We start from the raw sequence: 23124 nt of genomic DNA, 5'->3' as shown, positions 1-23124 counted from the left end.
GATGTTTGCGGGCTGGAGGAAATTTCTTGGCGTAAATTATCTATTTTGAGGGCATGAAGTTTCGCTTTATTTTCTGTCTTGTCTTGTTTCTTGTAGTTGGGGCTCTTGCTGCCTCGCCTACAATGGTTATTGGCGTCGTTCTCGAAGCCGAATCTGATTTGCCGGTCAAGGATGTTGCTGTTACATATAAGTCTGGCAAGCCGATTGGAACGACTGATTCCCGCGGTCGTTTTGAGTTCTCGGTAGATTCCAAGAATGCAACGCTTGTATTCAAGAAGGATGGCTTTGATAGCGTCTTTGTGGAATTGCAAGATTTTGCCGACCTCATGGACATGGTGATTACGCTTAGCACCAATGTCACAAATCTTGGGGCAAGCACGATTATCGGTGATGGCGAACCCATCAAGTGGAATGTGGAACGTACGGTCCAACTCGAAAAACTTGAAGACGCTGCGGGTATGCGCTTCGACTTGACGGAACACTTGAGCCAGATGCCTGGTATTTCGGGCCAAAAGGATTTTAGCAGTGCTTTGTATTATGAAGGTTCCCGTGCAAGTGACGTGGCGTATCATTTAGGTCGCCTCCGCATTCCGAACATGCGACACCTGGATGTTGGATTCCCGGGCAACTTGTCCATTGTGAACCCGCATACTTTGAGCGGTATCGAAGTTCATGACCATTATGGTCAAGGGCCGCTTGGGCAAGGTCTTGCAACGTCTATCCAGTACCTTCCGGAACAGACAAGCGGGGAATGGGGCTTGAAAGGTTCTGTTGGACTTACACTCCAAGAAGTCGTGCTTGATGCTCCGTTCTTTATTTGGGATAGCTTCCGTTTTGCATTCCGCCGTCTTGATGACTTTATGCTCAAGAATCTAGGTGAAAAGTTCTATACGGAATTCCGTAAGCGTGGTAACGAAAATACTGACAACGAAAAGATGAAGTCTTCGGACCCGTTTAACCTTTCGGCTTTTGATTTGTACGCTCAGTTGAATGGTTCCGATTCTTTGGGAAATGCTTCTTGGGCATTGCGCACGTTGTATAGTTCCGATGAATACAAAATCCGCCAGGATACGTCGAGATCTTATGGCAGTGTCAATTCCATTGATATTATCGAAGGTAGCCAAAGCTACTTGGTCATCGGTGCGGAATATGCATCGAAGTTCGGGGCAAGCTTCCACGCGGGGCTTGTTCGCGAAAGCTTGAGCGATACTTTGCGCGATACGACTGGGTTCCGTACGGGCAAACTTACCGATGAATCTGCAAGGACATTTATTGATGGTTACAGCCAAACGCATACAACACTGAGCTTGGGTGCTGACAAGGATTTCCATGCCGATATCTTTGGTGGTGCTGATTTACGTGGTGCCGTTCTTTATGAACATCATTTGGTTGATCGCAGTTATTTGGTTCCTGGTGGTGATGAAACCAGTAAATACCAGACGGGTGTTTTATCGGGTGCGGTAACGCTTGACTGGAAAAATGATTATTCAGAACATATGTTCTCTGTTGGTGCAGTCGCAGATGCTCGTGACCATAATGCACGCCCGACAGCATCGTTTGATATGGAACGTAATTTGTCTAAAACAGATTCTGCCTATTGGAGACTTTTTGGTAACGCTGCATATCGTGCGGACTGGAAACATTACTTTGATGACGGTGATTTGACGGGTCGTTTGGAATCGGGAACTTCTCTTAAGTTGGGCGTTGGCTACCGTTCCAAGTACTTGGTGGCTCAGGTGTCTGGCTTTGGACGTTTCTATGCTGATCCGCTGCTCCCACTGCCGAAGGCTTTTGCAAATTATCAAGACATTACCCCGATTGACTATGCTTGGGTTTCTGGCGCCTCGGGTTCTGTAGAATGGAAAACGTCTCACCATTTCTCGATGGCAATGAATGCAAGCTCTGTGTACGGTGAATACGAACTGAAGGGTGGCAAGTCTCTGCCATGGGAAGCGAATTCCCGTTTAGATGTGGTGTCGCACTTTAGATATTATCCGCGTAAGGATTCCATTGTGTCTGTGATTTTGACACATCATGCGGCATGGCATAGACCGCTCTACTTCTATTCAATCAAGCCTTCGTCGGATGGTAAGAGTGGAACTCGCGAACTTAAGGATTATAACAAGTTTACGGACCTGTACAGAACGGACTTGCGTGTCAATTTGGATTTGACCAAGTCTAAGTTCTTCTTTAGGCACGCCAGGTTCTATTTGGAAGTGGATAACATCTTCTCGAAACTTGATGTGGCTGCACTCAAGTTCCTTGGCGGGGAAAACGGACGCGAACGTTCTTGGGTTGCTCGCGATAAAGACAAGAATACGGCCAATGGCTATGATTTGGTACCGTTTATTGCAAAGGGCATGGGGCTCTATCTGCAATTCGGTGTCGAAGTGCAGTTGGGAATTTAGGAGCTGTGAGGTATGAGGTCGTGCCTATGGCACTTTGAGCTATGGGCGAGAATCTTATGAATGTCATCCTGGAGGTCTGCAAGACCGATAGGATCCAGTGGCTTATATGAAATTCCTTTTAATCATTTTCTTTTTTGCAGTTCTGTCATTCGGGCATGAGACGGACTCCTTGTTTGTGCCGCCGAAGCCCGAAAAGCCATTGCGCTTTTGCACATCTGCAAAAAAGTGGATTGACTACGCAACGCACGATTCTAATTTGGTCGAAATCACGTACATGCGTGGCATCCGTATGGACTTGCGCTACGCAACGTTTAACAATGTGACCGGTCATGACATGTATTGCGGCATCCAGCGTGCTTTTATGCATAAGGATGGCCTGCCTAAATTGAAGCGTGCAATTTCTATTATCTCGAAGGAATTGCCGGGTTATTCTCTTGTAATTTTTGATGCGGCGCGCCCGATGTATGCGCAATCGGTTCTGAAACAATCTGTGGCGGGAACGCCTTACAGCCATTTCGTTTCGTCGGGCAAGACGGGCGGGCTCCACAATTACGGGCTTGCGCTTGATTTAGGGCTAGCCGATAGCACTGGCAATTTGCTGGATATGGGAGCCGACTTTGATTCGTTTGAACGTTGTGCGGGTGCAGTGGGCGAGGCTGATGCTTTAAAGTCCGGGCGCCTCACGCAACAGCAAATCGATAACCGCAACTTGCTCCGCAATATCATGAAGCGTGCGGGGTGGGTGATGCTCTCTAGCGAATGGTGGCATTTTAACGCATTCACGCGGGCGTATACCAAGGAACACTACCCGCTGTTCCCTATTTAGTAGGTGCTAGGTTTTAGGTTACAGGGGTTAGGTTATAATAATCAAACTCTGATGCCTATTTTTTTCTAATACCTACAACCTATTACCTAAAGCCTCTTTATGCTTGCGCGTTTCAGGCGGTCGTTTAGAGCCATGCCAACGCCTGTGTTCGGGATGGGGTCCACGAGAATCAAGTCGTATTTCGGGTCATCAAGGTCGTGCATGAATGCGTAAAGCTTGGATGTTGCTTCGACCATGTCGCCTGTAGCAGACAAGTTTACAGTAGCAGGAATCGGACCCGGCTGTGTACCGAATGCAATGCGCACGGTGTGCTCGGGGAGCGTGTAGCCTGCTGGAATTTCGCCGTAGTAAAGCGGGACTTGCGGGCGGTAATGCGTGTCGCATTGGCCGGGGGCAAGCATTGGCTGGCCTGGCTTTGATGTAGATTCCTTGATTTTCACTTCACCGAGGATGGCTTTGAACATCTCGGGTGTGATGGCGCCTGGACGCATCACGGTCGGTTCACCAACAAGCGAGATGATGGAACTTTCGACGCCAACGGAGCAGGGGCCGCCATCGACGATTCCCGCGATGCGGTCTGCAAGCTGAGCAGCTACGTGCTCTGCGGTCGTGGGGCTCACGTGCTTAAAGAGGTTTGCGCTCGGGGCTGCCAGCGGGAGCCCTGATTCCTTGATGATTGCCTGCGCAATCGGATGGCTCGGGAAGCGCACGGCCACGGAGGGAAGGGCGCTTGTGCAAAGGTCGGGGATGCAGTCCTTCTTGGGAAGGATAATCGTCATCGGGCCCGGCCAATAGGCTTCGGCGAGCTTGTAGGCACTATCGGGAATGTCTTTTGCGATGTCGGTCAGCTGGGCGATATCTGCAATGTGGACAATCAGCGGATCGAACGTGGGGCGTTCCTTGGCAGCAAAAATCTTCGCTAGTGCTTTAGGTTCGAATGCGTTGCCGGCGAGGCCGTAAACCGTTTCTGTCGGGATGGCGACGACTTCGCCTTCCTTGAGGAGGCGGGCAGCTTCGCTTACACTTGTCCATGGCGGGAATTTCATGACCCAAAAATAAAAATTTTACGGTATAAAAAGGAGATGCCCGCTCGGAGGCGGGCATGACAAGGTCTTGTAAAAGCGAACTTGAAAAGGTCGCGGAGACCTTCTCCGATCGCTATGCTTCGGTAGTTGCTGCTGCCGGAGCTTCTTCCTTCTTTTCGTCCTTGCGGCCGAATGCAAACACCTGATCGCATGCCGTGTTGAAGCGCTTCCAGATTTTTTCGGAGTGTTCACGAGGAACGGCACCGACTTCTTTCCACAAGCGGCGGAAATGCTTGACCTTGTTCATCGAGGCCACGACTGTAGATTCGTTCAAGTCAGTGAGCAAGTCTTCGGCCTGTTCGCAGAGGAGAATCTTCTTCTGCAAGTTGTTCTGGCGAGCCTGTTCCTGAATGTCGAGCTGGTCACGGCGGCGGGTGAAGAAGTCATCGCAAACATCGCGGAATGCCTTCTGGAGTTCAGCATCGTCGTTACCGCAAGAACCCAGCGTAACCCATTCCTTCTGGATGTCGCGAACGGCATCGGCGAGCTGGTTGGAGCCTGCACTTTCGGCAAACTGACGAACCTTTTCGATGGAGTCTTGCTTTTTCTTCTTGATTTCGGCAATCTTGGCTTGAAGTTCCGGATCGGTTTCAGCCATCTTGGCAACAATCTTGTTGACAATTGCGCTGTAACGTTCATTGATAGATTCGACGGCATCCTTCGGGACCATGCCGATAGTCTTCCATTCGGCTTCGATGGTCTTGTATGCTTCGATGATTTCCGGAGTCACGTTGTTCAAGTCGAGAGCTTCGAGCTTTTCGCAAATGGCTTGCTTTTGTTCGAGATTCTTCTGCTTAGCGGCATCCATTTCTTCGAAGTGGTTGCGCTTCTTATCGAAAAATGAATCGCATGCGGTGCGGAAGCGGGTCCAAATCTCGTCGGACTTGCTCTTCGGAACAGGACCGGTTGCCTTCCATGCATCCTGCAACTGTTTGAGCTTGGTGGAGGTTGCGTTCCAATCGGTCGAATCCTTGATGGCTTCGGCTTCGATGCAGAGAGCGACCTTCTTTTCGTAGTTGGCTTCGCGGCTGTCATCTTCGCGCTTTACATTTTCTTTATGCTGGGCGTAGAAGGCGTTCACGGCATCCTTGAAACGCTTGTTGAGCGCCGCAAAGGCTTCCTTTGGAACCATGCCGATGTTCTTCCAGTTTTCCTGAATTTCCTGAACGGCCTTGAACTTGTCCTTCCAAAAAATTTCGGCGTTGGCAACGAGTTCTTCGACCTTCTGGCAAAGGGCTTCCTTGTCAACGAGGTTTTTCTGGCGTTCTGCATTCTGTTCTTCGATGAACGGAGCGCAGTTTTCTTTGACCTTATCGACCAAGGCCTGGAAACGGTCTCTGTAATCTTGGAACTTGGCTGCAGAGATGGGGCCGATTTCACGCCACTTGCTGCAGAGCTCGCGGAACTTGGCCAAAACGTCCTGGCTCGGAGCTTCCTTAGAAAGTGCGGTCATCTCGTCAATGATTGTATCGCGGTCCTTTTCGTTGTGCCAGTTTTCCCACTGTTGCATTTCCTGGAAGCGGGATGTGGCAATCTTGTATTCCTGCCAAAGATCGTGATATTTGAATTTCTGTTCGCCGACGATTTCCTTCCATTCCTGGTAGGTGTCGCGGAGAATCTTATGGATTTCGCGGAATTCCTGATTCTCGTCGATGTTCTGGATGCGTTCGATGAGTGTGCGGAGTTTCTTGGAATTTTCTTCGACGACCTTCTGTGCCTTTTCGTTGAATGCAGAGATGAGTTCGTTCAACTTGGTGCGCAGGGCATTGTATGCCTGGAGAATCGGGTCATCGCCTTCGAGAAGGTCGAGCTTTTCCCATTCGCGGACGATAGCGTGCAAGTGCTTGCCGGTGTTCTCGTCAATTTCCGTTTCGGAGAGAGCCTGGAGACGTTCGAGAAGGCTCTTGCGTGCTGCAATTTCTTCTTCGCAAGCGTTTTCGGATTCTGCAGTCGGGAGTACAATTTTCTTTGCTTCTTGAGTCTTGAAGTAGGCGTTGTTGAAACGCTTGATGGAGGCTGCATCCATGATGGATTTGCTAGCGGTCCATTCTTCGACAATGGCGTTCACGCGTTCTGCGTTTTCTTCCGTCGTATTTGCTTCAAGCATGCCTTCGAGCTCTGCAAGCGTTTCCGTCAAGTGGGCTATCTTGGCCTGCTTTTCGGCTTCGGCATTTTCAGCGGCTCTCTTGGCGGCATTTGCTTCGTCGTAGAACTTGTTGAAGCTGTCGTAAATTTCGTTGAGTGAGCCTGCAAGGTCGCCCATGCCAAGTGCGTTCGCTTCGGTCATAAGGGCGTCGAACTGCGGCTTCGTTGCAATGGCGTCTTTTTGAGCTGCAAGGAAGTGGGCTTGCTTGATCAATGCTTCACGCTTGCTCTGCAAAAGTTCCAAAGCCTTTTTGCCGTTGTCTTCAGCTTCTTTCTTTGTACGAACTTTATCCGAAATCTTCTTGCGGACAGAAACGTGCTTGGAATTCTTGATGAGGTCTGCTTGCAGAGATTCAGAAACCACGCGGTCTGCAGCGGCCATTGCAATTTCTTCACTAGAATCACGAGTTGCGATTTGGGCAAGGAGCGATTGCTTATTGCAAAGCTTGACCAATTCTCTCTTGATTGTTAAGTTGTCTGTAGCCTTAAGGACGTCTTCGGCGTAACGCGTGTCCTTGACGGCTTCGATATAACCGCGGACTTCGTCGTTCAAATTCGATTCTTTAAAGTCTTTCAGCTTTTTGACAATTTCTTCGAATGCTCTTGTTTCTGCCAAACGGCGTACGCTAGAGTCACTATCGTTTTTAGAAATTTCCTGAAGTGTCTTAATAATTGCAAGTTTATTAATTGCAGCTATTCTCACTTCGACATTATCATCAGAAAGGGCCACTCGTTCGACAATATCTTGACTAGTGAGTTCATCCAAGTCGGCAATCGCTTCGATGCGCTTTGCTGGGTTGGAATTTTGCCATTTCGGTTTAAATGCGTCAAAAAAGCTCATAATATCTCCAAAGGTAGGCGGGGCTTCCTCAGCTCCGTATAGCATAATCTAACTAAAAAAAACTTGCAGTCAGGAAATTTTACACGAATTTATGCCCATTTAAGGTTGTATCAATAACTATCTTTGCCCCCGTGGCAAAGAGAATTCCCAAGACATCGGCTCCCGAGATGGTCAAGGAACGCTGTAATGCGGCGTTGCTTTCCTGTTTTTGTGAGGTTTATATCCCTTTGTCCCCGTCAATTTTCATTTATGGTGTGCCTGAAGGCGCAAATATTGTACGGGGGAGCGTTGTTTGGGTGCAGCTGGCTCATCGCAAGCCAACGCTTGCTTTAGTGAGTCGAGTCCATTCCGAAAAGCCAAATTTTGACGTTCGATATGCGTGTCCGCATGAGTCTGGCTTTGTATTTTCCGAACGTTATATGGAATCGTTGGAATGGATGGCTAAGTATTATGTAAGTACGCCCATGCGTGCTTTGAACGTATTTTGGCCTGCTGATTTTGACAAGTTCCTTGATGCGCTGTTGGCTCAAAAGAACGCTGAACCTCGGGGCGAGGCTTTGTCGGATGGACCTAAATTGGAGGTCTGTTCTGACTTGCCGCCCTTGACAGATGAACAACGGACAGCACTAGCTAGTCTTGTTGAAGATTTGGACAAGGAAGGATTTCGTGGAACACTCCTGCATGGTGTGACCGGTAGCGGTAAGACGAGAGTTTATCAGGAATTGGTGCGTGAGGCGCTCAATCGTAATAAGCGTGTACTTATTCTGGTGCCCGAAATTGGTCTTACTCCGCAGACGGCATCAAGGTTCGAAGATTTTTTGAAAGTTCCGGTAGTTGTGTTACATTCCGCACTTTCGGCCCCGCAAAAAAGAGCGGGCTATTTGGCGGTCCTTGATGGTTCTGCTCAGGTTGTGCTTGGCACACGCAGTGCGATTCTTTCGCCTTTTGATTTTGATGTTGTCATTTTGGACGAAGAACATGACTCGTCATTTAAACAGCAGGACCCGGCTCCACGTTACCACACACGCGACCTAGCGTTTCACTTGGCGCAAAAATATGGAGCGCTTGTGGTGCTTGGCAGTGCAACTCCTTGCCTAGAAACGTACCGCAATGCAAAGGCCGGGAATCTAAAACTTTTGACACTCAAGAATCGCGCTACGGCTGCGCCGCTCCCCGAAGTCACTATTGTTGACATGGGAAAGGTTCGTCAGCAAAAAGGTGTACTCATGTCGCCTGTTTTGCGCGAGTCTTTGTCGGATTGTATTGCAAATGGAGATCAGGCGATTATCCTCATGAATCGTCGAGGATATTCGAAAATAAGAGTTTGTTCTAAATGTGGCGAAACTCTTTATTGCAAGCATTGCCATATCCCGCTTGTGTATCATAAACAGTATAATGCGCTGATGTGTCATTATTGCGCTGCGCTGTATCCGGTGAATATGCCGTGCCCGTCGTGCGGTGCCGAAACGTATGAATTTGTCGGTGGCGCGATTGAAAAACTTGAAGAAGAAATTCATGAATGGGTGGCCGATGCGAAGGTGATTCGCATGGACCGCGATACGACTCAGAATGTAGGCGCTGTCGAAAAAATCTTGAATGCGTTTAGAAATCGAGAATACAACATTTTGCTTGGAACGCAGATGGTTGCAAAGGGCCATGATTTTCCGGGTGTCAAACTCGTTGGAATTGTCGGTGCCGATTCTGGATTAGGGATTCCAGATTTCCGTTCGAGCGAAAGACTTTACCAATTGCTGAGCCAGACTGCTGGACGAGCTGGACGTGCCGAAAGCGGTGGGCGCGTGCTTATCCAAACGCTAAATCCTACAGAACCCGTGATGCAATTTGCAATTCGCCATGACTTTGATGGATTTGCAAATCTCGAATCATCAAATCGTCAAATGGCTTTTTACCCGCCGTTCTGTAAATTGGTAGAAATCAGTTGTGGTTCTCGTGATGAATCGCTTTTACGCGATACGATAAATCGCTTAGACGGTATTTTACGTAAAGAGTCTTCGCTGACGGTGCTTGGGCCTGTTGATGCTTTTGTCCCGAAAGTGCAAAATGTATTCTGGGTTAAGCTTTATGTAAAAACACAAAATCTTTCGGTTGTGCGTAAAGTCCTTTCTCCCATTTTAAATGCTCCCAAAGCATGGGTTCCCGGTGTTGAAATTAAAGTGGAATTAGAATAATATTTATATTGTTCAATATATAATTGTTATTTCTTGGAGGAGTCTCAATGCGTTGGCCTGTTTATTTTATTGCTTTTTTGTTTGTACTGGTTAGTACATCTTTTGCACAAAGCGTTTGGGACAATTACCGCAGCGTGGAATCGTATGGTCCCGAAAAGGAAGCGCCTGCTCAAAAAGAAAACGTTGAATCGGATATCCAAAGTGAAGATAACGAATCTGATAAGCCCGTAAACAGAAAAATCATGTACGTTCAAAATCAGAAACAATGGTATGTTGGAGATCTCAAGGTGACTCCCGGTGCCATCGAAGCGTTGTTGAAATCAAATCCAGAAGCTGCTGTAGAAGTGGATAATGCAAAGACATATTTTATTTGGGGAATGGTTTGCGCAGGTATTGGCGGCGCCGCGCTTGGTTTTGGACTTGCTGAATGGAGCGATGGGAGTGGAAAACATGCCAAGCCGATTACTTTTGGTGGAATCGGTGTAAGTGCAGTAGGACTTATTCTTGCTAATCTTTCTTGGGGCAGGACTCGCGCTGCCGTTGAAATTTATAACAAAAGTTTGGGATATAACCCAAGTATGTATCTTAGCCTTGCACCGACTCCGCAAGGTGGCTTAGCGCTCGCGTTGTCATTCTAAAAAAAGCAGGCTTGGTAGCCTGCTTTTTGTAAATTCTGTTAGCTTTTTCACTTGTCTGCAAATAATCCGAAAATTTGCCCTTTCACAAGCCAGCTGATGCCGAAGAATGTGAGCGCGATTGCTTCGATAACGAATATTTTTGCTGGAAAACTAAATGGTATAATCAACAACGGTAGTGTACAGAACATGCCGATTCCGCAGACTTTATAAATAAAGTTTCGAATGTGTTTCTGTCGCGTGTTGCTTTCGCCAAGTGTGAAGAGGAACATGCTGTTGATGGCCAAGAGCAAAAAGAATATGACTGCAGAAGCGGTATGGATTACGTTTGAAATTCCGATGGGCAACTGGAAAAATCCGACGATGTTGCCGGATAATTTTTCTGCAACAGAACATTCACAGGGAAATAAAACTATCATCAAACCGAAAATGCCAGATATCGTTGTGACAAGTTCATCTTTTTTGTCGTACCCCTTGTAGCACATCAGTACGATAGCTGCCGTTGTTAGGATTCCGGCTAATGCTGGGGTTAAGTAGTAGGTTGCGGAAATCGACAGTGTTGTCCAAAAATCGTCAGGGATGTTTTGGGGTTTTGATTTTGAGACAATTACGGCTCCGATTAAGGAAATCCAGGGGAGGATCATTCCTAAGAAACCTGCAAAATTACGGATTCTTTTTAACCAAGATTCTGCGCAATTTTTTGTAATGGCAACTACGTCATCGTTGCAGTTTTCGCATGATTTGTTTTCTTCGCTCATAGAGTTCCTTTTGCTCCATTCAATAGTCTATGTGTTGTTGATATAAAAATGTATTAAAAATTTTTTGTAAATTCTGTTGCATATAATCAAAAAAAGAAGAATAATTCCGACGGACATCGCCATCGTTACGCAATGGAACGATGCCAAAAGACACGGCATCGCCTCAATCAACGGCCTTAACTTTTTCGTAGACGATTCCGCATTGCGCGATCCCTACAAAACGCCCAAAGTTGGTGACAAAATCATCGTTTACAAATATCGCAAAACAGAGAAGGGCGGACGTATCGTAGAAGGCAAACTTGAAGGCACGACTGTGTTGTCTAGCGGAGATGCTTTGTACGCATCTAAAACTGTCGGTTGCCAAGTGAAAGTTTCCAAGCGCATGGTTTTAATCGCGCTTGCAGTAATTTTGATAGTAATTGCCGCAATCGTGATTGTGCTTTAACTTTCTTTATCGGATGTTTCTTGTTTAATTTCCACTTTTATATTTTTAAAAGCCTTTTTAGCATTTTCTTGAAAGACTTGCAAAAGTCTTTCACTCAAAGAATCACACGTCGATAATATTTCATCGTAGTTTTCTTCTATTTCATTCAATTTCTCGGACGAATTTATACTTGCATTAAGTATCAGGTCGCGAGTTTCCTTGCGATTTTTTTTTGTCAGTTCTACGATTTTATTGAATATTTCAAAATTCAAATTCCAGTCGCTGATGAATTTTTCCCATTTCTTTTTTTGCTTGTACATGCTTAAAACAAGGAATAACAAAATCAAAATGAAAATAGCGTGTAGCATATTAGTATTCTCCTTGGATTGTTTTAGTTTTTAATAATGCTCTTATAAGACTGCGGAATTTCAACGAGATAATCATCTTCAATAGGATCAATCTTCTCTTGTTCTTTCATTTTATCCCAATACCATACCGTATAGTGATAAATTGTATCATTTGTCGCATCTAGTACAATCGGATTCGATCTGTCCCATTCAAAGTTTAACCTGCTTCTAGTTTTATATTGTTCTTTATCGGAACCGAAATGTACCTGCGTCAGCAAAACCGAGCGATGGAAGTCCCTTATGTCAACGGTTTTTTTGGCAAGCAATTGTCGCCCACCTCCCGATTTACGTTTTATATAGATTTCCACATCAGCAACATCACTTAAACGACGCCTGCAGCTCGGGAAAATATCGCCACCCGACATAGAAACATTGCAGTAACTTGCAACATAAAATTTCAAACTTCCGCTCCAAGTTTGTTTATAATTTGAATCATTTTGACTATAGGAAATATCCTTTTGTTCCTTTCCATTGATAGTGTATTCCAGCACATATTTTTCAGTAAACTTAAGAGGACCATCAAGAATTCCATAAACAAGCATTTGTTCAGCATCTTCATAATACGAGTGCATTCCTTCCAAAACAGGATAAAAGCACGATGACAGCAGAATGGATATAGAAAAGAACAAAATATTTCTGAGCATACAGATTACCTTACATTTATCTTTAAAAATACATTCTTTTCTCGAAAATACGCCGAACTAAAAAACTATAAATAGTTACTTTACCTCAGCTCCATTCACTTTGCTGATTTCTCCGTCGAAATAGACGAAGTCTCTGTCTTTATTTTTCCATACTGCGCGGAAAACGGTGGGGCGCTTGATGCCATCGGAATAGGTTTTGTAGTTTTCGCATTGCGCTTCCCACGGGGTGTATTCGGTGGTTCCGTCGGGTGAAATTTGACCGCGGTCGTTTGTTGTAAACGAGGTCATTTCGTAAGCGTCATTGAAATGGAAAACTCCGGTTGCAGTTACGCCTTTGTTTGTGATTGTCGCTTCGATGGTGTGGTTGTCAATTTGCTTGAACGTGATGAAATCTTTTAGGAGCGCTTCAGGCAAAAAGAATGCTTCGGCGAGATAAGTGATGAGGCAAGCCTTGTCCATTTCTGGGCCGGTTTGGTCGAATAGTGTAACGAACTTTGCGAGGACGCCCTTCATGCCGCCTTTGCCGTTCATGTAGTAATCGTAGCCTTGGAATGGGATGCCGAACATTTTGCTGTCGATAAAGGCGAGCCTGTCCGGAGAATCGGCAAAGTCCACATGCGTGTAATCGATTTTGATTCGCGGCTTGTTTACGCCCATGCCGAAATCGACATTTTTGTATTCCATGATTAAGTGCGTACGCCTTTCTTTGCCGATGTAACCACTCGTTTCCAGATATTTTTGAATGAGGGGAGGGAGGCGCGCTATGTCCGTGAAATCTAGCGGCCCGGCGGTTGCTGCGGAACTTTGCAACCTTGCTGCAACATCGTTCTGAAACTGTGTCTTGACGGGCGAATAGGGAATGTTGAACCAAATCGCCAATAGCAAAATGATGGCGCCGATGATAATCAAAATGGTCATAAATTTTTTCTTCATTTCTTTTGAATATTTAAAATTAATTGGAGCAACCTTTGGTCGGGTCGATTTTTCGAGACTTGTACCATACAATGGCATCAATAATTAAAAGTACAATGACTATAGGTTCTCCAATCATCAGAGCCAATTCGCCTAAGATCCCTGCGAATTCTCCCACGGCTGTATTGAAGTCATAGATGGCGAAGCCTAATATCAAAAGCCCGATAAAGATATCTGCGATGGCGAACAGCAAATAGGGGGACGCTTTCTTTGCAAATTTTTTAAGAATCTTTGCTATGATAAACGAAGATAACGTAATTATTATGATTGCTGCCGTTATAGTAGAACTCATTTGATCTCCGTTTAAAACAAATCTAGCGTGCTGTCCAGATAAATTTCTTCTCTTACTTTGAGTTGGTGCTCGGGCTTCGTCATGTAATAAAGTAGAAATTCTAAAATGAGTGCGCTGCCGAGGCTGCGTCCTTCGATTTTAAAGTGCTGGAAACCTGCGGGGGCATAGATGTTTTGAATGTCCTCGATTCCAATAAAACCGGGATTCTTCATTGCATCGGAGAAGCGGTAGCCTCTTTGGGCTGTGGGCGAAACGCAAATGTGGTCTTCACAGTTTTCGCCGAGGCTTTTCTGGCTCACGTTCTCGTAGCATTTTTTGCGGTCATAGCAGCCGAACCAACAACATTCATTGCAAAGAAATTCAACCTTTTGCTTTAGTGCGTTTGTAAGTGCGTTCAATTTGTCGAATTGCTTGTTGAGTCTGAAATCGGGAACGACATAGCGGAATTCATCACGGTCAAGCTCCGCTTTGAACTGTTCAAAATCTGTGATGACTTTGGTGGTCGAAGATACGAAGTAAAAATTGGGGTACTTTGATTTGATGTAATTCAACAACAGGTCGGAATGAACGATGACTCCGTTTTGAATTGTGCGTGTCTCGCCGACGTCTTGAAATGAGCGCGTCTCGCCAGCATTTGAATCCGCGCTACTTTCGAATAATTGGCTCAGTTTGTTGCTTCGGGCATCGGCGAGGTGTTCTTCGCGAATCAATGAATTGCTGAATGTGAGCCTCGCCGAAATTCCATATTCGTGCATGAGTTCCGCGACTTTCCGCGGTGCTGCATCCCCGAAGCCTACGCGACCTCCACCCCAAATGCAGTCGCTTGGCGCTCCATAAATAGAACCGATTTCGCACCAGTCGTAAAAATATTCCCGGTGTTTGCGGAATAGCGGCAGAAACGCCTTGTACAAGTCGTAAAATTCAAAAAGTCCGGGGAGGTGGTAGTAGATTTTCATTTGTTTTTTATGAATGTCGCAAAAATTATAGCGATTTTTTTTGACTTCGATATCTGTTTTTCCTCCAATAGTGCTCAATTTCACGTTCTTGAAAGACTTTCTTTGATGAGTCCTGAAAAATATGGTATATTAAAGGTGTCCAAAGTTATCAAGAGGGTCTTATGAAAAAGGCTTATTTAGCTTTTTTGTTTTTTGTTTTTTTGGTGGCTTGTAGTGACAGTTCCCCTAGTTTTGTAGATGGAGCATCCAATGGTTCTTCAAAAAAAATGGAAGGGATGATTCTTGTTCATGGAGGGACGGTTACTTTAGGTAGCAATGATTCTCGGTATAGAGTGAATGAACGTCCTGCAATGAACGTCTTGTTGGATTATGATTTTTATATGGATGTTCATGAGGTGACTTGCGATGATTATCGGAATACAGCAAAAAGTGGAAATCTCAAAGATTTTACCGAATGTGAAGATGACCAATATCCTTTGTCTAATGTGACCTACTACGATGCCGTTTTGTTTGCAAATGCAAAGAGCAAGTTGGAAAATTACGATACCGCTTATACATACAGCAAGGCTGTTTTTGATGGTGATGGACATTGTACAAATTTAGATGGCTTTGCTTTCCATCCAGAAGTAAAAGCCTATCGTTTGCCCACAGAATCAGAATGGGTGTATGTAGCCTCTCGTGGGTGGGATCCTTCGCGTAATAGTTGGAATGCCGATAATTCAGATTTTAAAGCACACCATGTCTGTACTGTAGAAAAAGATTCGCTTGGTTTCTGTGATTTGGCAGGAAACGTAAAGGAATGGGTCAATGATTGGGCCGGAAAATTACTTGACACTACTATCGTGAATTTTGTGGGAAATGCTGGCGATGGCAATATCGGTGAACGAATTTTGAAAGGTGGCTATTATTCGGATTATGCATCCAATATGAATGTCGTTTCTCGTGGGGATGACTATACGGTTGTTTCTTCCTCTATGGCAAAACATATCGGTTTTAGGCTTGCTTGGGGTGCGATTCCAGAGCCGACATGGTTAAGCGCTAGTGGAAATGTTCAATCAAGTATTGTTTCTCCGATTGCAAGTGCTTCGGTTTTGAAAAGTTTCACTGGAACCAATGATATGATACTTGCATTCCGCAACGACGTTAGTGGAAACTTGGCTTACATAAATTATAAGGACGCTATTTTGACTATAACGGAAATTAGCGATTCTATGGATGTTTACCATCCTGATATTTCACCCGATGGAAAAAAGGTGGCGTTTTGTACCAAGTTTGAAGGTCTCGGTGGTGACTCGCGTCTTTATGTGCGCGATTTGAATGAAAAAGGGACGAACCTTGTAAAACTTGATGTTGCTAGTGCCGCTATTCCCCGATGGCGCGTCCTTGAAAACGGAGATACCGTCATTGTCTATGTTACAGATGCGGGGAATAACAAGGACGATGCGTCTTTTAAAAAAACTTCTACTTGGCAGGTCAAATTTGTAGATGGCAAATTCGGCGTTCCAGAAAAGCTTTTTGATGGGGCATACCATGGTGGTATCAGCGAAGACTATTCACTTGCTGTGAGTGGGGCTCGTCTGTTGCGCGCTCGCATTGCTAAATCTAGCTCTACGGTCTTAGATGAAGCTACCGATACGGTTTGGTATAATGGTGAACAGGCTTGTAATGTTTCTCTAGCTCACGATGGTAGCAAACGCGTTGCGTTCCTGGATTTTGGTGGAAATACTGGTAGAAAGTTTGCTAACGAAAATTATTCCACACACCAACGTTTGCTTGTCGCTGACAGTATGGGTAAATTAATAAAGAGTATTAAGGCTGCATCGGGTTACACCTTTGATCATAGCGAATGGGTGAGTGATAGTGAAAATTCTAACATCGTAGCAACACTAGCCAATGTAAATGGAGCGCACTCAAAAATAGTCCTTGCAAGTCTTGATGACGAAAGTATCGTTGAATTGGCTGAAGGTGAAGAACTTTGGCATCCGACTTTATGGGTAAAACGCAAAGCAAAAACATTTGGCAATGATAGTGGTGATGTTCAAGTTGGTAGTTCAGTACTAGATTTAGATAGTGCTGGAATGTATTACAACAATTCAGGAGCATGCCCTCGTGCCGCTATTTTCCGTTACAAAATGGAACTTTTATGGCATTACAAGGACTCTGCTAAAACCGTCATTCTTGGATCCTCTAGAGCTTATCACGGAGTCAATCCAAAATTATTTGATGAAAAAATGAAGGCCGTCAATATGGCGGTTCCTGCTGCCACTATCTATGGAAATTTGTACCTATTTGAAAATTACATATTGCTCCATATGAAAAATATTAAGCTCATTATTACCTCCATCGACATTGATCGTGGGTACCTTACAGGGCAGGACTCCGAAAATATCTTCTACAAGACCTATAAATCTTATCCAGGCTACGTTTATGACGAAAACCACAATTTCTGGAAAGACGGGTACCCCGAAGGACTTTATCAGGCTACGTATGAAAGCCCTGGTGCCGATTCTGTATTGGAACGAAAGATGCGAGAGGATTTGGGTTATTATTCCTTATTTGGCTCATCCTGGGCGACAACGTATATTCGGGTTCGAGAAGATTCTTGTTGGATGGATAAAAAATCAGATATATACAGGATGAATTTTGGACTTTTAGAACGCCTTTTACAAATTTGCAAAGAGAATGATATTTTTGTTATCGGCGTTTTGTTCCCGCAAGATCCCAAATACAAGAACACGGGTGCTTATGGTTATACAGGGCTTCGCCGAAGTGAGGCGCCTGCTCTTATCCAGGAAATATCTGATTTGAGCAAGGTTTATTCTAATTTTATACTAATGGATGAGAATAAAATGGGAGACCACGATTATACGGATATCATGGGGTATGACAATAGCCATATTTCGGATTATGGAGCCCGACAGCTGACTCATCGATTGGATTCTTTGGTTCATACGTTAGATATTGAATTTTGAAAAGAATCGCAATGATTATTTATTAAAGACATAGACAGAAATTTTTGGTAAAAGTTGAGAATGTCATAATATGACATTCTTTAAACGTATATTTGTCATGTAACCCTCAGAAAGGAGGCCTACAATGGCAAATGAAATGTTTTATGTCAAGATAGAAACGTCCCGAGACATAACGTTTTACGGGTTTTCGCGGAGTGCGACCGGGATTCTTGATTACGCTGATGCATCGTCTGCGACAGATGAGGTCCTTTCGCAAATGCAGTGCGTAGACGGCAGTGCCTACTTTACGCCTTCTTGGTACACGTACTTGCCCAAGGAATTGCAAGCGACGATTAATGTCTATTTGCCTAGTGATGTCAAAAATTTGGATGTTGGGCAGTATTCGTTCTTGTTGCATGTGGGGGCGCTTTTGCTAGCCGTTGATGAAGGCGATGGCTTGCTTGTCGCAGAACTTTTGCGCCGCCGTTCGACGGTGTTTGCAAATTTTTTACCGCTTGTGTTGCACCTCGTAAAGCCTGTGGCTGCCGAGGCCCTGTTTGCGTATGTTTATGGCGGTTTCCGTGGCGATTCTAACTTTGCACAGATTTACAAGGCTAATGCTCCGATAGCAACGGGCGAGACTGATGTTTCGGCGATTCTTCTGGAGGCTGCAAAAGATGTTCTCAAGCCTAGTCCTGAAAAGGAATCTCCAGAGGAAATGTTCATCCGCTATTTTCGTGATGCGGAATCGTTTGACTTTACAATCGGGCTTGTTGGTGCAACGAACCATCCGTGGATTGATGGTGTAGAAAAGTATGAATCGGTTGTAAAAACAGCGACGGCATTCCGCTTTTTTGATGATGCTACGGTTGGTGCCAAAAGCCGAGATTTTTTTGAATCGCTCTCGACTAAGGTGCAGGCGGAACCGTACAACCCGCATGATCATAATGCGATTAGCGTGAGCATTGATGACTTGGGTGCAAAGCTCAAGGGAATGCAATCCAAGAGCAAGGCTGGGTATTTGCGTGCAACGGGTGCTGCAATTTTGCGTAAGGCGCGTCCGAGCTTGTTTGCGTATGGTTCTAAGCTATGGCGCTTGGGAGCGGACCCGAGTTTCTTTGAAAATTCCATTGTCGTAAGAATTCACACATAACACCTCACACAAAAATTCCCGCCTCTCGTTGAACGATGGGGCGGGAATTTTAAAATTTTTCCTAAGATGGCGATCCCGGAACGGAGTTCGGGATGACTTTAAGTGTGTGCGCGATCTCGCGGCTTTGGAGCTCGATTTACTTCTGGCTCAAAATGGCGCGGAGTTCGTCTGCGGCCTTCTGCAAATCGTCGTTGATGATAGTGTATTCGTACTTGCCTTTGGTTTTGGCAAATTCGATTTCCTTCTTGGCGTTTGCAAGGCGGAGCTGGATGACTTCTTCGCTATCGGTGCCGCGCCCGCGGAGGCGGCGTTCGAGTTCTTCTTCGCTTGGCGGCAAAATGAAGATTCCCGTGGCATCGGGGTAGACCTTATCGAAGTTGATTTTCCCGAAAACGTCGAGATCGAACAGTACGCGATTTCCTTCGGCAAGAGTCTTTTCGACGAAACTCTTAGGAGTTCCGTAGTAATTGCCGTGGACTTCGTTCCATTCAATCAAGCCGTTTTCTTTAATGAGCTTTTCGAATTCTTCTTTCGTCTTGAAGAAGTAGTGGACTCCATCAACTTCACCTTCGCGCGGCTTGCGGGTCGTTGCGGAGATGGAATACTTGATGTCTGGGAAATCCTTGATGACAAGATCCTTGAGGGTGGTCTTGCCCGCGCCACTTGCGGCACTCATAACGAAAAGTTTGTTTTTCATTTTTTAGTCAATGGTCAATAGTTGTTAGTCAATAGCCATTAGCTTTAACTAGGCTCTATATGTGCCAAATATAACTAATAACCAATGACTAACAACTCACTCGTCTATTTCTTGTCTTCGATGTACAGCGGACGTTGCTTGACTTCGTCATAGATTCGGCCGATGTATTCGCCGAGAATACCGATGGTCAAAAGCTGCACGCCTGCGAAGAACACGATGGCGGTCATGAGCGATGCCCAACCGGGAACCGTTGTTGCAGGGGAGAGGAACTTTTCGAGAATCGACCAGACGAGCAAGGCAAAGCCGACTACCGTTGCAATCCATCCCATGTAAAAGCTGAGCTTGAGCGGTGCAGAGCTGAACCCTGTAATGCCGTCAAATGCAAGGCGCAACATTTTCTTGAGCGGATACTTCGAAGTGCCTGCAGTGCGTTCGGCGCGGTCGTACTTGACGCCAATCTTCTTGAAGCCAACCCAGCATACGAGGCCGCGCAAGAAACGGCTACGTTCAGGAAGGTTCTTGAGCTGGTCCACCACGCAGCGGTCCATGAGTCTAAAGTCGCCAGTGTCAGGCGGAATGTCGATGCTAGTGAGCTTGCCAATCAAGCGGTAGAAGCAGAATGCCGTAAAGCGCTTGAAGAGCGTTTCGCCTTTGCGCTTGTTGCGCTGGGCGTAAACAACTTGATAGCCTTCGCGCCATTTCTCGAGCATTTCGTGAATCAGGCTTGGCGGGTCTTGCAAGTCACCGTCAATGATTACCACGGCATCGCCAATGCAATGGTCGAGACCGGCGCTAAATGCAGCCTGGTGCCCGAAGTTGCGGCTGAAGTTGATAATCTTGTTGTTCGGGTTTCCGGGGAGGAGACCTTCCACGATTTCTCGGGTGCGGTCCTTGGAACCATCGTTGACAAAAATGAGTTCGTGCTCGATATCCTTAAGCTCTTCCTCCAAGACGCGGTAAGTTTCGGCTACGATCTCTTCTTCATTAAATACAGGTATAATTACGGATAAAAGCATAGTGCAATTATAGCAATTTTATGATAAAGTTTTTAGAAGTTGGTCATTAGTCATTAGCTAAATAATCGCGGCTTTGCCGCCATACGTAAAACTAATGACTTGTGACTATTGACTAATGACTAAGGTATAAGTACCGGGTTGATAATGTCTACGTGGCTGCAGTTGATGCCTTCTTTGGGGAATGTCTTGATGATAAGCTTTTGCACCCCGGCAACATTGGCTTCGACTTTTTGCAATTCGCCGTTCTTGAAGAACGGTGTCTTTGCAAGCGACTTCCCGTCACCGAAAACTTCTACAGCAACGCCTTCACTGCAAAGCGATTCGTCGTCCAGTCCTGTAGAAAATTGGAGCGTAGAGAATTTTTTCCCGATATCAAATGTCGTTGTCGAGGCGGCGTGGACTCCGATGCCGTACATGTAACGTTGACCATCTACGTTAAACTTGTTTCCATCGATGCTTTCGTCCTTGTGCATTTTTCCCCATTCTTGGGTGTGGCTTTCGATGGGGTAGTCCGAGAGGGCTATAGCGCCGTTCCCCTTTTCAAAGTAGAACTTGGAAATATCGGCAAGCTTACTTCTTGTAGCCATATCTTGTACCAGGAATCGCACTTGGTTATAGCCTGGCTGCAAAAGTGCAAGTTCCACTTCTTTATCATAAGAGCCGTATTTGTAGTCCCCTTGTTTGACTATTTTTTTGTTGATAAGGATGGCAAATTTCCAGTTGGCGGCTGTCTGTCCCTGTTCATTGAGATCGTAATGGAATTTGAGCACGGCTGGCTTTGATGCTGCAGAATCGGCCGGGACAAATTCTAGTTCGCTAGTCGAAATAATTTTTTCGGGATTGTAATTCTTGCGGCCGTTGAACTTTGCAATTTGTACCCAGTAGTTGTTCGTAATCAAGATATTCTTGACTCCGGTCATGTCCATTTCGCGTTCAAATACGTCGCAGGTCGTGGCGATACGGTGTTCCACAGCTTTCTTGTGGTATGTCTGGCTATCCCAGCAGTCCAGTCCGCGGATGTAGTAGACTTCGCCTTTATATTTTTCGATGAGTTCATTCATCTTGGAGTTGCTCATTCTACGAGCTTCATCATAATGAATGGAAGAAATGCCGTAACCGACAAAATGCCACGGACGACCATAAATGAAGAATCGGTCTGCCTTGGGCTGTTGTTTAAGCCAATTGAGAATCTCGTATTCTTCGATGGTCAAATGGTTGCGGTTATACATGATATTGTTATTGAAACTCTGCTTGTAATGGAACGTCCAGCCGGTAAAGATGATGGCTGCGATGAGCGTGCCGATAATGGCGCCCTTGCCATTTTTTTCCGTACTGTTTGTCGGAGTTGCAAAATATTGGATCATGTGGGCGATGGGGAGTGCTGCCACAAATGCCATCGACGGAAGCATTACAAGGCTATAGCGCTGGTTGATTTCGATGGTGAAATCGCCCGAGACGTTTTCGAGAATCACATACGTCTGGATGTGGTACAGGAGCAAAAAGGCGAGGATCTTAAGGTATGTGAAATCGCTCTTTCTTGCATCGTTGATGGCGCGGAAGATAAGGTAAATGCCGCCAATTGCAAAGAGGTAGTTGAAATAGCTGAGGAACGGATTTGTGAGATTGCCGTTCTTGTCGAGCTTTGCTGTCATCACATCCCAGTTCTTGGCGAGGTCTTCGAAGAAATGTCCATGGGCTTCAAATTCGCCGCCCTGGAAACCGAATCCTTGGAAATAGCTGATGGTGAGGAGCACCGGCACGGAGAATAGGGTAAACGTCGCGAAGAAAACAGGTGCTTTCTCGTCTTTCTTGTCGAGCAGTTTGGGTAGCGCAAAGATGATGAAAGCGAAAATGCAGAAAATTGTTTCCTGGCGTGTTTGGGCGAAGAAGGCGAGAATGAGGGCTAGGAACGCCCAGTGCATTACAGTGTTTCTGTCGTAAGCCCACTTAAACATGAGCAGCGACAATGCGGAGAGGAAAATGTAAAGCGGTTCAACGGACATGGAACGGAACTGGAATAGAACCGTCGGTTGGAGTGCCATGAGAAGTGCGGCGAGGAATGCAAGGAGGGGTTGCCTTGTCCATGCGACAATTGCAAGGAACATGAGCAAGAAGGAGAGCGGGAGCATTATGAATTCCGCTGTGAAAATCCAATGGAGATCCTTGCCGTTCAAGAACATGCCGAGATAGTAGAGGAACGAAAGCCCCTTGGTTTTGAAACTGTTGGAGTTCGCTATGCATTGAAGGTTGTTCTTGTCGAATTCGCCTTGATTGCATGTTCCCGATACATGGTTGTAGTACATGTTTTGAGCAACGGCCATGAACACGCTTTCGTCGCTTTGCACGCGGTGACGGGCTTCAATCTGTGTGCCTGCGAAAATGGAAATCGCGACTGCGAACACTAGCGTCATGATGCTTACGGACTTTGCGGGGAGGATTCCTTTGATCCATTCCCTAAAATCTTTGCTCAAAAAGCAGAAAAGAACAATTCCAAGAATGAACTGAATCGCAAAAAGTGGGAGCGGCCAGTTCAAATCCATCTGTCGGATGGTTTCCCTGTGTTTGATGTTCGGGGCGAGGTAAATAAGGGCGGGAATGGCTATAGCAACGAGTGTGCCGAAAATGCCTGCGGGGTGAGCTAAGTTCTTGAATAGCTTCAAGATAGCGTCTTTAATATTCATTTGGTTCCTTCTCGATAACACGTAAAAGCGCTCCAGAAATTGCT

Annotated in this window: 18 protein-coding genes; 7 read left to right on the top strand and 11 right to left on the bottom strand. The window is 45.7% G+C overall.

Annotation, left to right across the window (positions count from 1 at the left end):
* Window positions 1-53 precede the first annotated feature (53 nt).
* Together BUQ91_RS08180 and BUQ91_RS08175 are read left to right on the top strand one after the other, a co-directional pair.
* Window positions 54-2408, top strand: a complete 2355-nt coding sequence (locus BUQ91_RS08180) for a peptidase associated/transthyretin-like domain-containing protein (protein WP_074208819.1) — start codon at window positions 54-56, stop codon at window positions 2406-2408.
* A 106-nt stretch (window positions 2409-2514) separates the two neighbouring features.
* Window positions 2515-3234 carry a M15 family metallopeptidase gene (locus BUQ91_RS08175; protein WP_254842290.1) on the top strand — a complete coding sequence of 240 codons (720 nt, stop codon included), beginning with the start codon at window positions 2515-2517 and terminating at the stop codon, window positions 3232-3234.
* Window positions 3235-3320: 86 nt separating this feature from the next.
* On the opposite strand, the gene BUQ91_RS08170 is transcribed toward BUQ91_RS08175, so the two are convergent.
* Both BUQ91_RS08170 and BUQ91_RS08165 read right to left on the bottom strand, forming a co-directional pair.
* Window positions 3321-4280 carry an L-threonylcarbamoyladenylate synthase gene (locus tag BUQ91_RS08170; RefSeq protein WP_074208818.1) on the bottom strand — a complete coding sequence of 320 codons (960 nt, stop codon included), beginning with the start codon at window positions 4278-4280 and terminating at the stop codon, window positions 3321-3323.
* 112 nt (window positions 4281-4392) lie between these two features.
* Window positions 4393-7305 carry a DUF349 domain-containing protein gene (locus tag BUQ91_RS08165; RefSeq protein ID WP_074208817.1) on the bottom strand — a complete coding sequence of 971 codons (2913 nt, stop codon included), beginning with the start codon at window positions 7303-7305 and terminating at the stop codon, window positions 4393-4395.
* Window positions 7306-7436: 131 nt separating this feature from the next.
* Between BUQ91_RS08165 and priA the strand changes: the two genes are divergently transcribed.
* Together priA and BUQ91_RS08155 are read left to right on the top strand one after the other, a co-directional pair.
* A complete protein-coding gene (gene priA, locus BUQ91_RS08160; RefSeq protein WP_254842289.1) occupies window positions 7437-9494 on the top strand; it encodes a replication restart helicase PriA in 2058 nt (685 codons plus the stop codon).
* 47 nt (window positions 9495-9541) lie between these two features.
* Window positions 9542-10132: a hypothetical protein gene (locus BUQ91_RS08155; protein ID WP_074208815.1), complete on the top strand. Its 591-nt coding sequence runs from the start codon at window positions 9542-9544 to the stop codon at window positions 10130-10132.
* A gap of 47 nt (window positions 10133-10179) precedes the next feature.
* Here BUQ91_RS08155 and BUQ91_RS08150 read toward each other — a convergent pair whose 3' ends face one another.
* The gene (locus tag BUQ91_RS08150; RefSeq protein ID WP_072826879.1) at window positions 10180-10887 is read right to left on the bottom strand and encodes a hypothetical protein; all 708 of its coding nucleotides are present in this window, start codon (window positions 10885-10887) and stop codon (window positions 10180-10182) included.
* A 76-nt stretch (window positions 10888-10963) separates the two neighbouring features.
* On the opposite strand from BUQ91_RS08150, the gene BUQ91_RS08145 reads away from it, so the two are divergent.
* Entirely contained in the window at window positions 10964-11332 is a 369-nt protein-coding gene (locus tag BUQ91_RS08145; RefSeq protein WP_074208814.1) for a hypothetical protein, read from the top strand.
* On the opposite strand, the gene BUQ91_RS08140 is transcribed toward BUQ91_RS08145, so the two are convergent.
* The 5 genes from BUQ91_RS08140 to BUQ91_RS08120 all read right to left on the bottom strand — a co-directional run bounded on the left by BUQ91_RS08140 (window position 11329) and on the right by BUQ91_RS08120 (window position 14582).
* The gene (locus tag BUQ91_RS08140) at window positions 11329-11679 is read right to left on the bottom strand and encodes a hypothetical protein (RefSeq protein WP_074208813.1); all 351 of its coding nucleotides are present in this window, start codon (window positions 11677-11679) and stop codon (window positions 11329-11331) included. The genes BUQ91_RS08145 and BUQ91_RS08140 overlap by 4 nt on opposite strands.
* A gap of 23 nt (window positions 11680-11702) precedes the next feature.
* Window positions 11703-12362 (bottom strand): hypothetical protein, encoded by a 660-nt coding sequence (locus BUQ91_RS08135; protein WP_139299713.1) that lies wholly within the window; start codon window positions 12360-12362, stop codon window positions 11703-11705.
* A 75-nt stretch (window positions 12363-12437) separates the two neighbouring features.
* Complete coding sequence (locus tag BUQ91_RS08130; protein WP_254842288.1) at window positions 12438-13295, bottom strand: DUF6544 family protein; 858 nt, start codon at window positions 13293-13295, stop codon at window positions 12438-12440.
* A gap of 19 nt (window positions 13296-13314) precedes the next feature.
* Window positions 13315-13626 carry a hypothetical protein gene (locus BUQ91_RS08125; protein WP_074208811.1) on the bottom strand — a complete coding sequence of 104 codons (312 nt, stop codon included), beginning with the start codon at window positions 13624-13626 and terminating at the stop codon, window positions 13315-13317.
* Between the two features lie 11 nt (window positions 13627-13637).
* Entirely contained in the window at window positions 13638-14582 is a 945-nt protein-coding gene (locus BUQ91_RS08120; protein ID WP_074208963.1) for a hypothetical protein, read from the bottom strand.
* A gap of 161 nt (window positions 14583-14743) precedes the next feature.
* Between BUQ91_RS08120 and BUQ91_RS08115 the strand changes: the two genes are divergently transcribed.
* Window positions 14744-17554 (top strand): TIGR02171 family lipoprotein, encoded by a 2811-nt coding sequence (locus tag BUQ91_RS08115; protein WP_074208810.1) that lies wholly within the window; start codon window positions 14744-14746, stop codon window positions 17552-17554.
* A gap of 124 nt (window positions 17555-17678) precedes the next feature.
* Entirely contained in the window at window positions 17679-18686 is a 1008-nt protein-coding gene (locus BUQ91_RS08110) for a hypothetical protein (RefSeq protein ID WP_074208809.1), read from the top strand.
* Window positions 18687-18822: 136 nt separating this feature from the next.
* Here BUQ91_RS08110 and gmk read toward each other — a convergent pair whose 3' ends face one another.
* From gmk to BUQ91_RS08095, 3 genes are all read right to left on the bottom strand, one after another.
* Window positions 18823-19383, bottom strand: coding sequence for a guanylate kinase (gmk, locus tag BUQ91_RS08105; RefSeq protein WP_074208808.1), 561 nt, complete (start codon window positions 19381-19383; stop codon window positions 18823-18825).
* Between the two features lie 104 nt (window positions 19384-19487).
* Window positions 19488-20399, bottom strand: a complete 912-nt coding sequence (locus BUQ91_RS08100; protein WP_072826891.1) for a glycosyltransferase family 2 protein — start codon at window positions 20397-20399, stop codon at window positions 19488-19490.
* Window positions 20400-20518: 119 nt separating this feature from the next.
* Window positions 20519-23080 (bottom strand): NPCBM/NEW2 domain-containing protein, encoded by a 2562-nt coding sequence (locus BUQ91_RS08095; RefSeq protein WP_074208807.1) that lies wholly within the window; start codon window positions 23078-23080, stop codon window positions 20519-20521.
* Window positions 23081-23124 lie beyond the last annotated feature (44 nt).

Source organism: Fibrobacter sp. UWB11, from assembly GCF_900143015.1.
Taxonomy (GTDB): domain Bacteria; phylum Fibrobacterota; class Fibrobacteria; order Fibrobacterales; family Fibrobacteraceae; genus Fibrobacter.
This window is presented reverse-complemented; position numbering and strand designations above follow the sequence as displayed.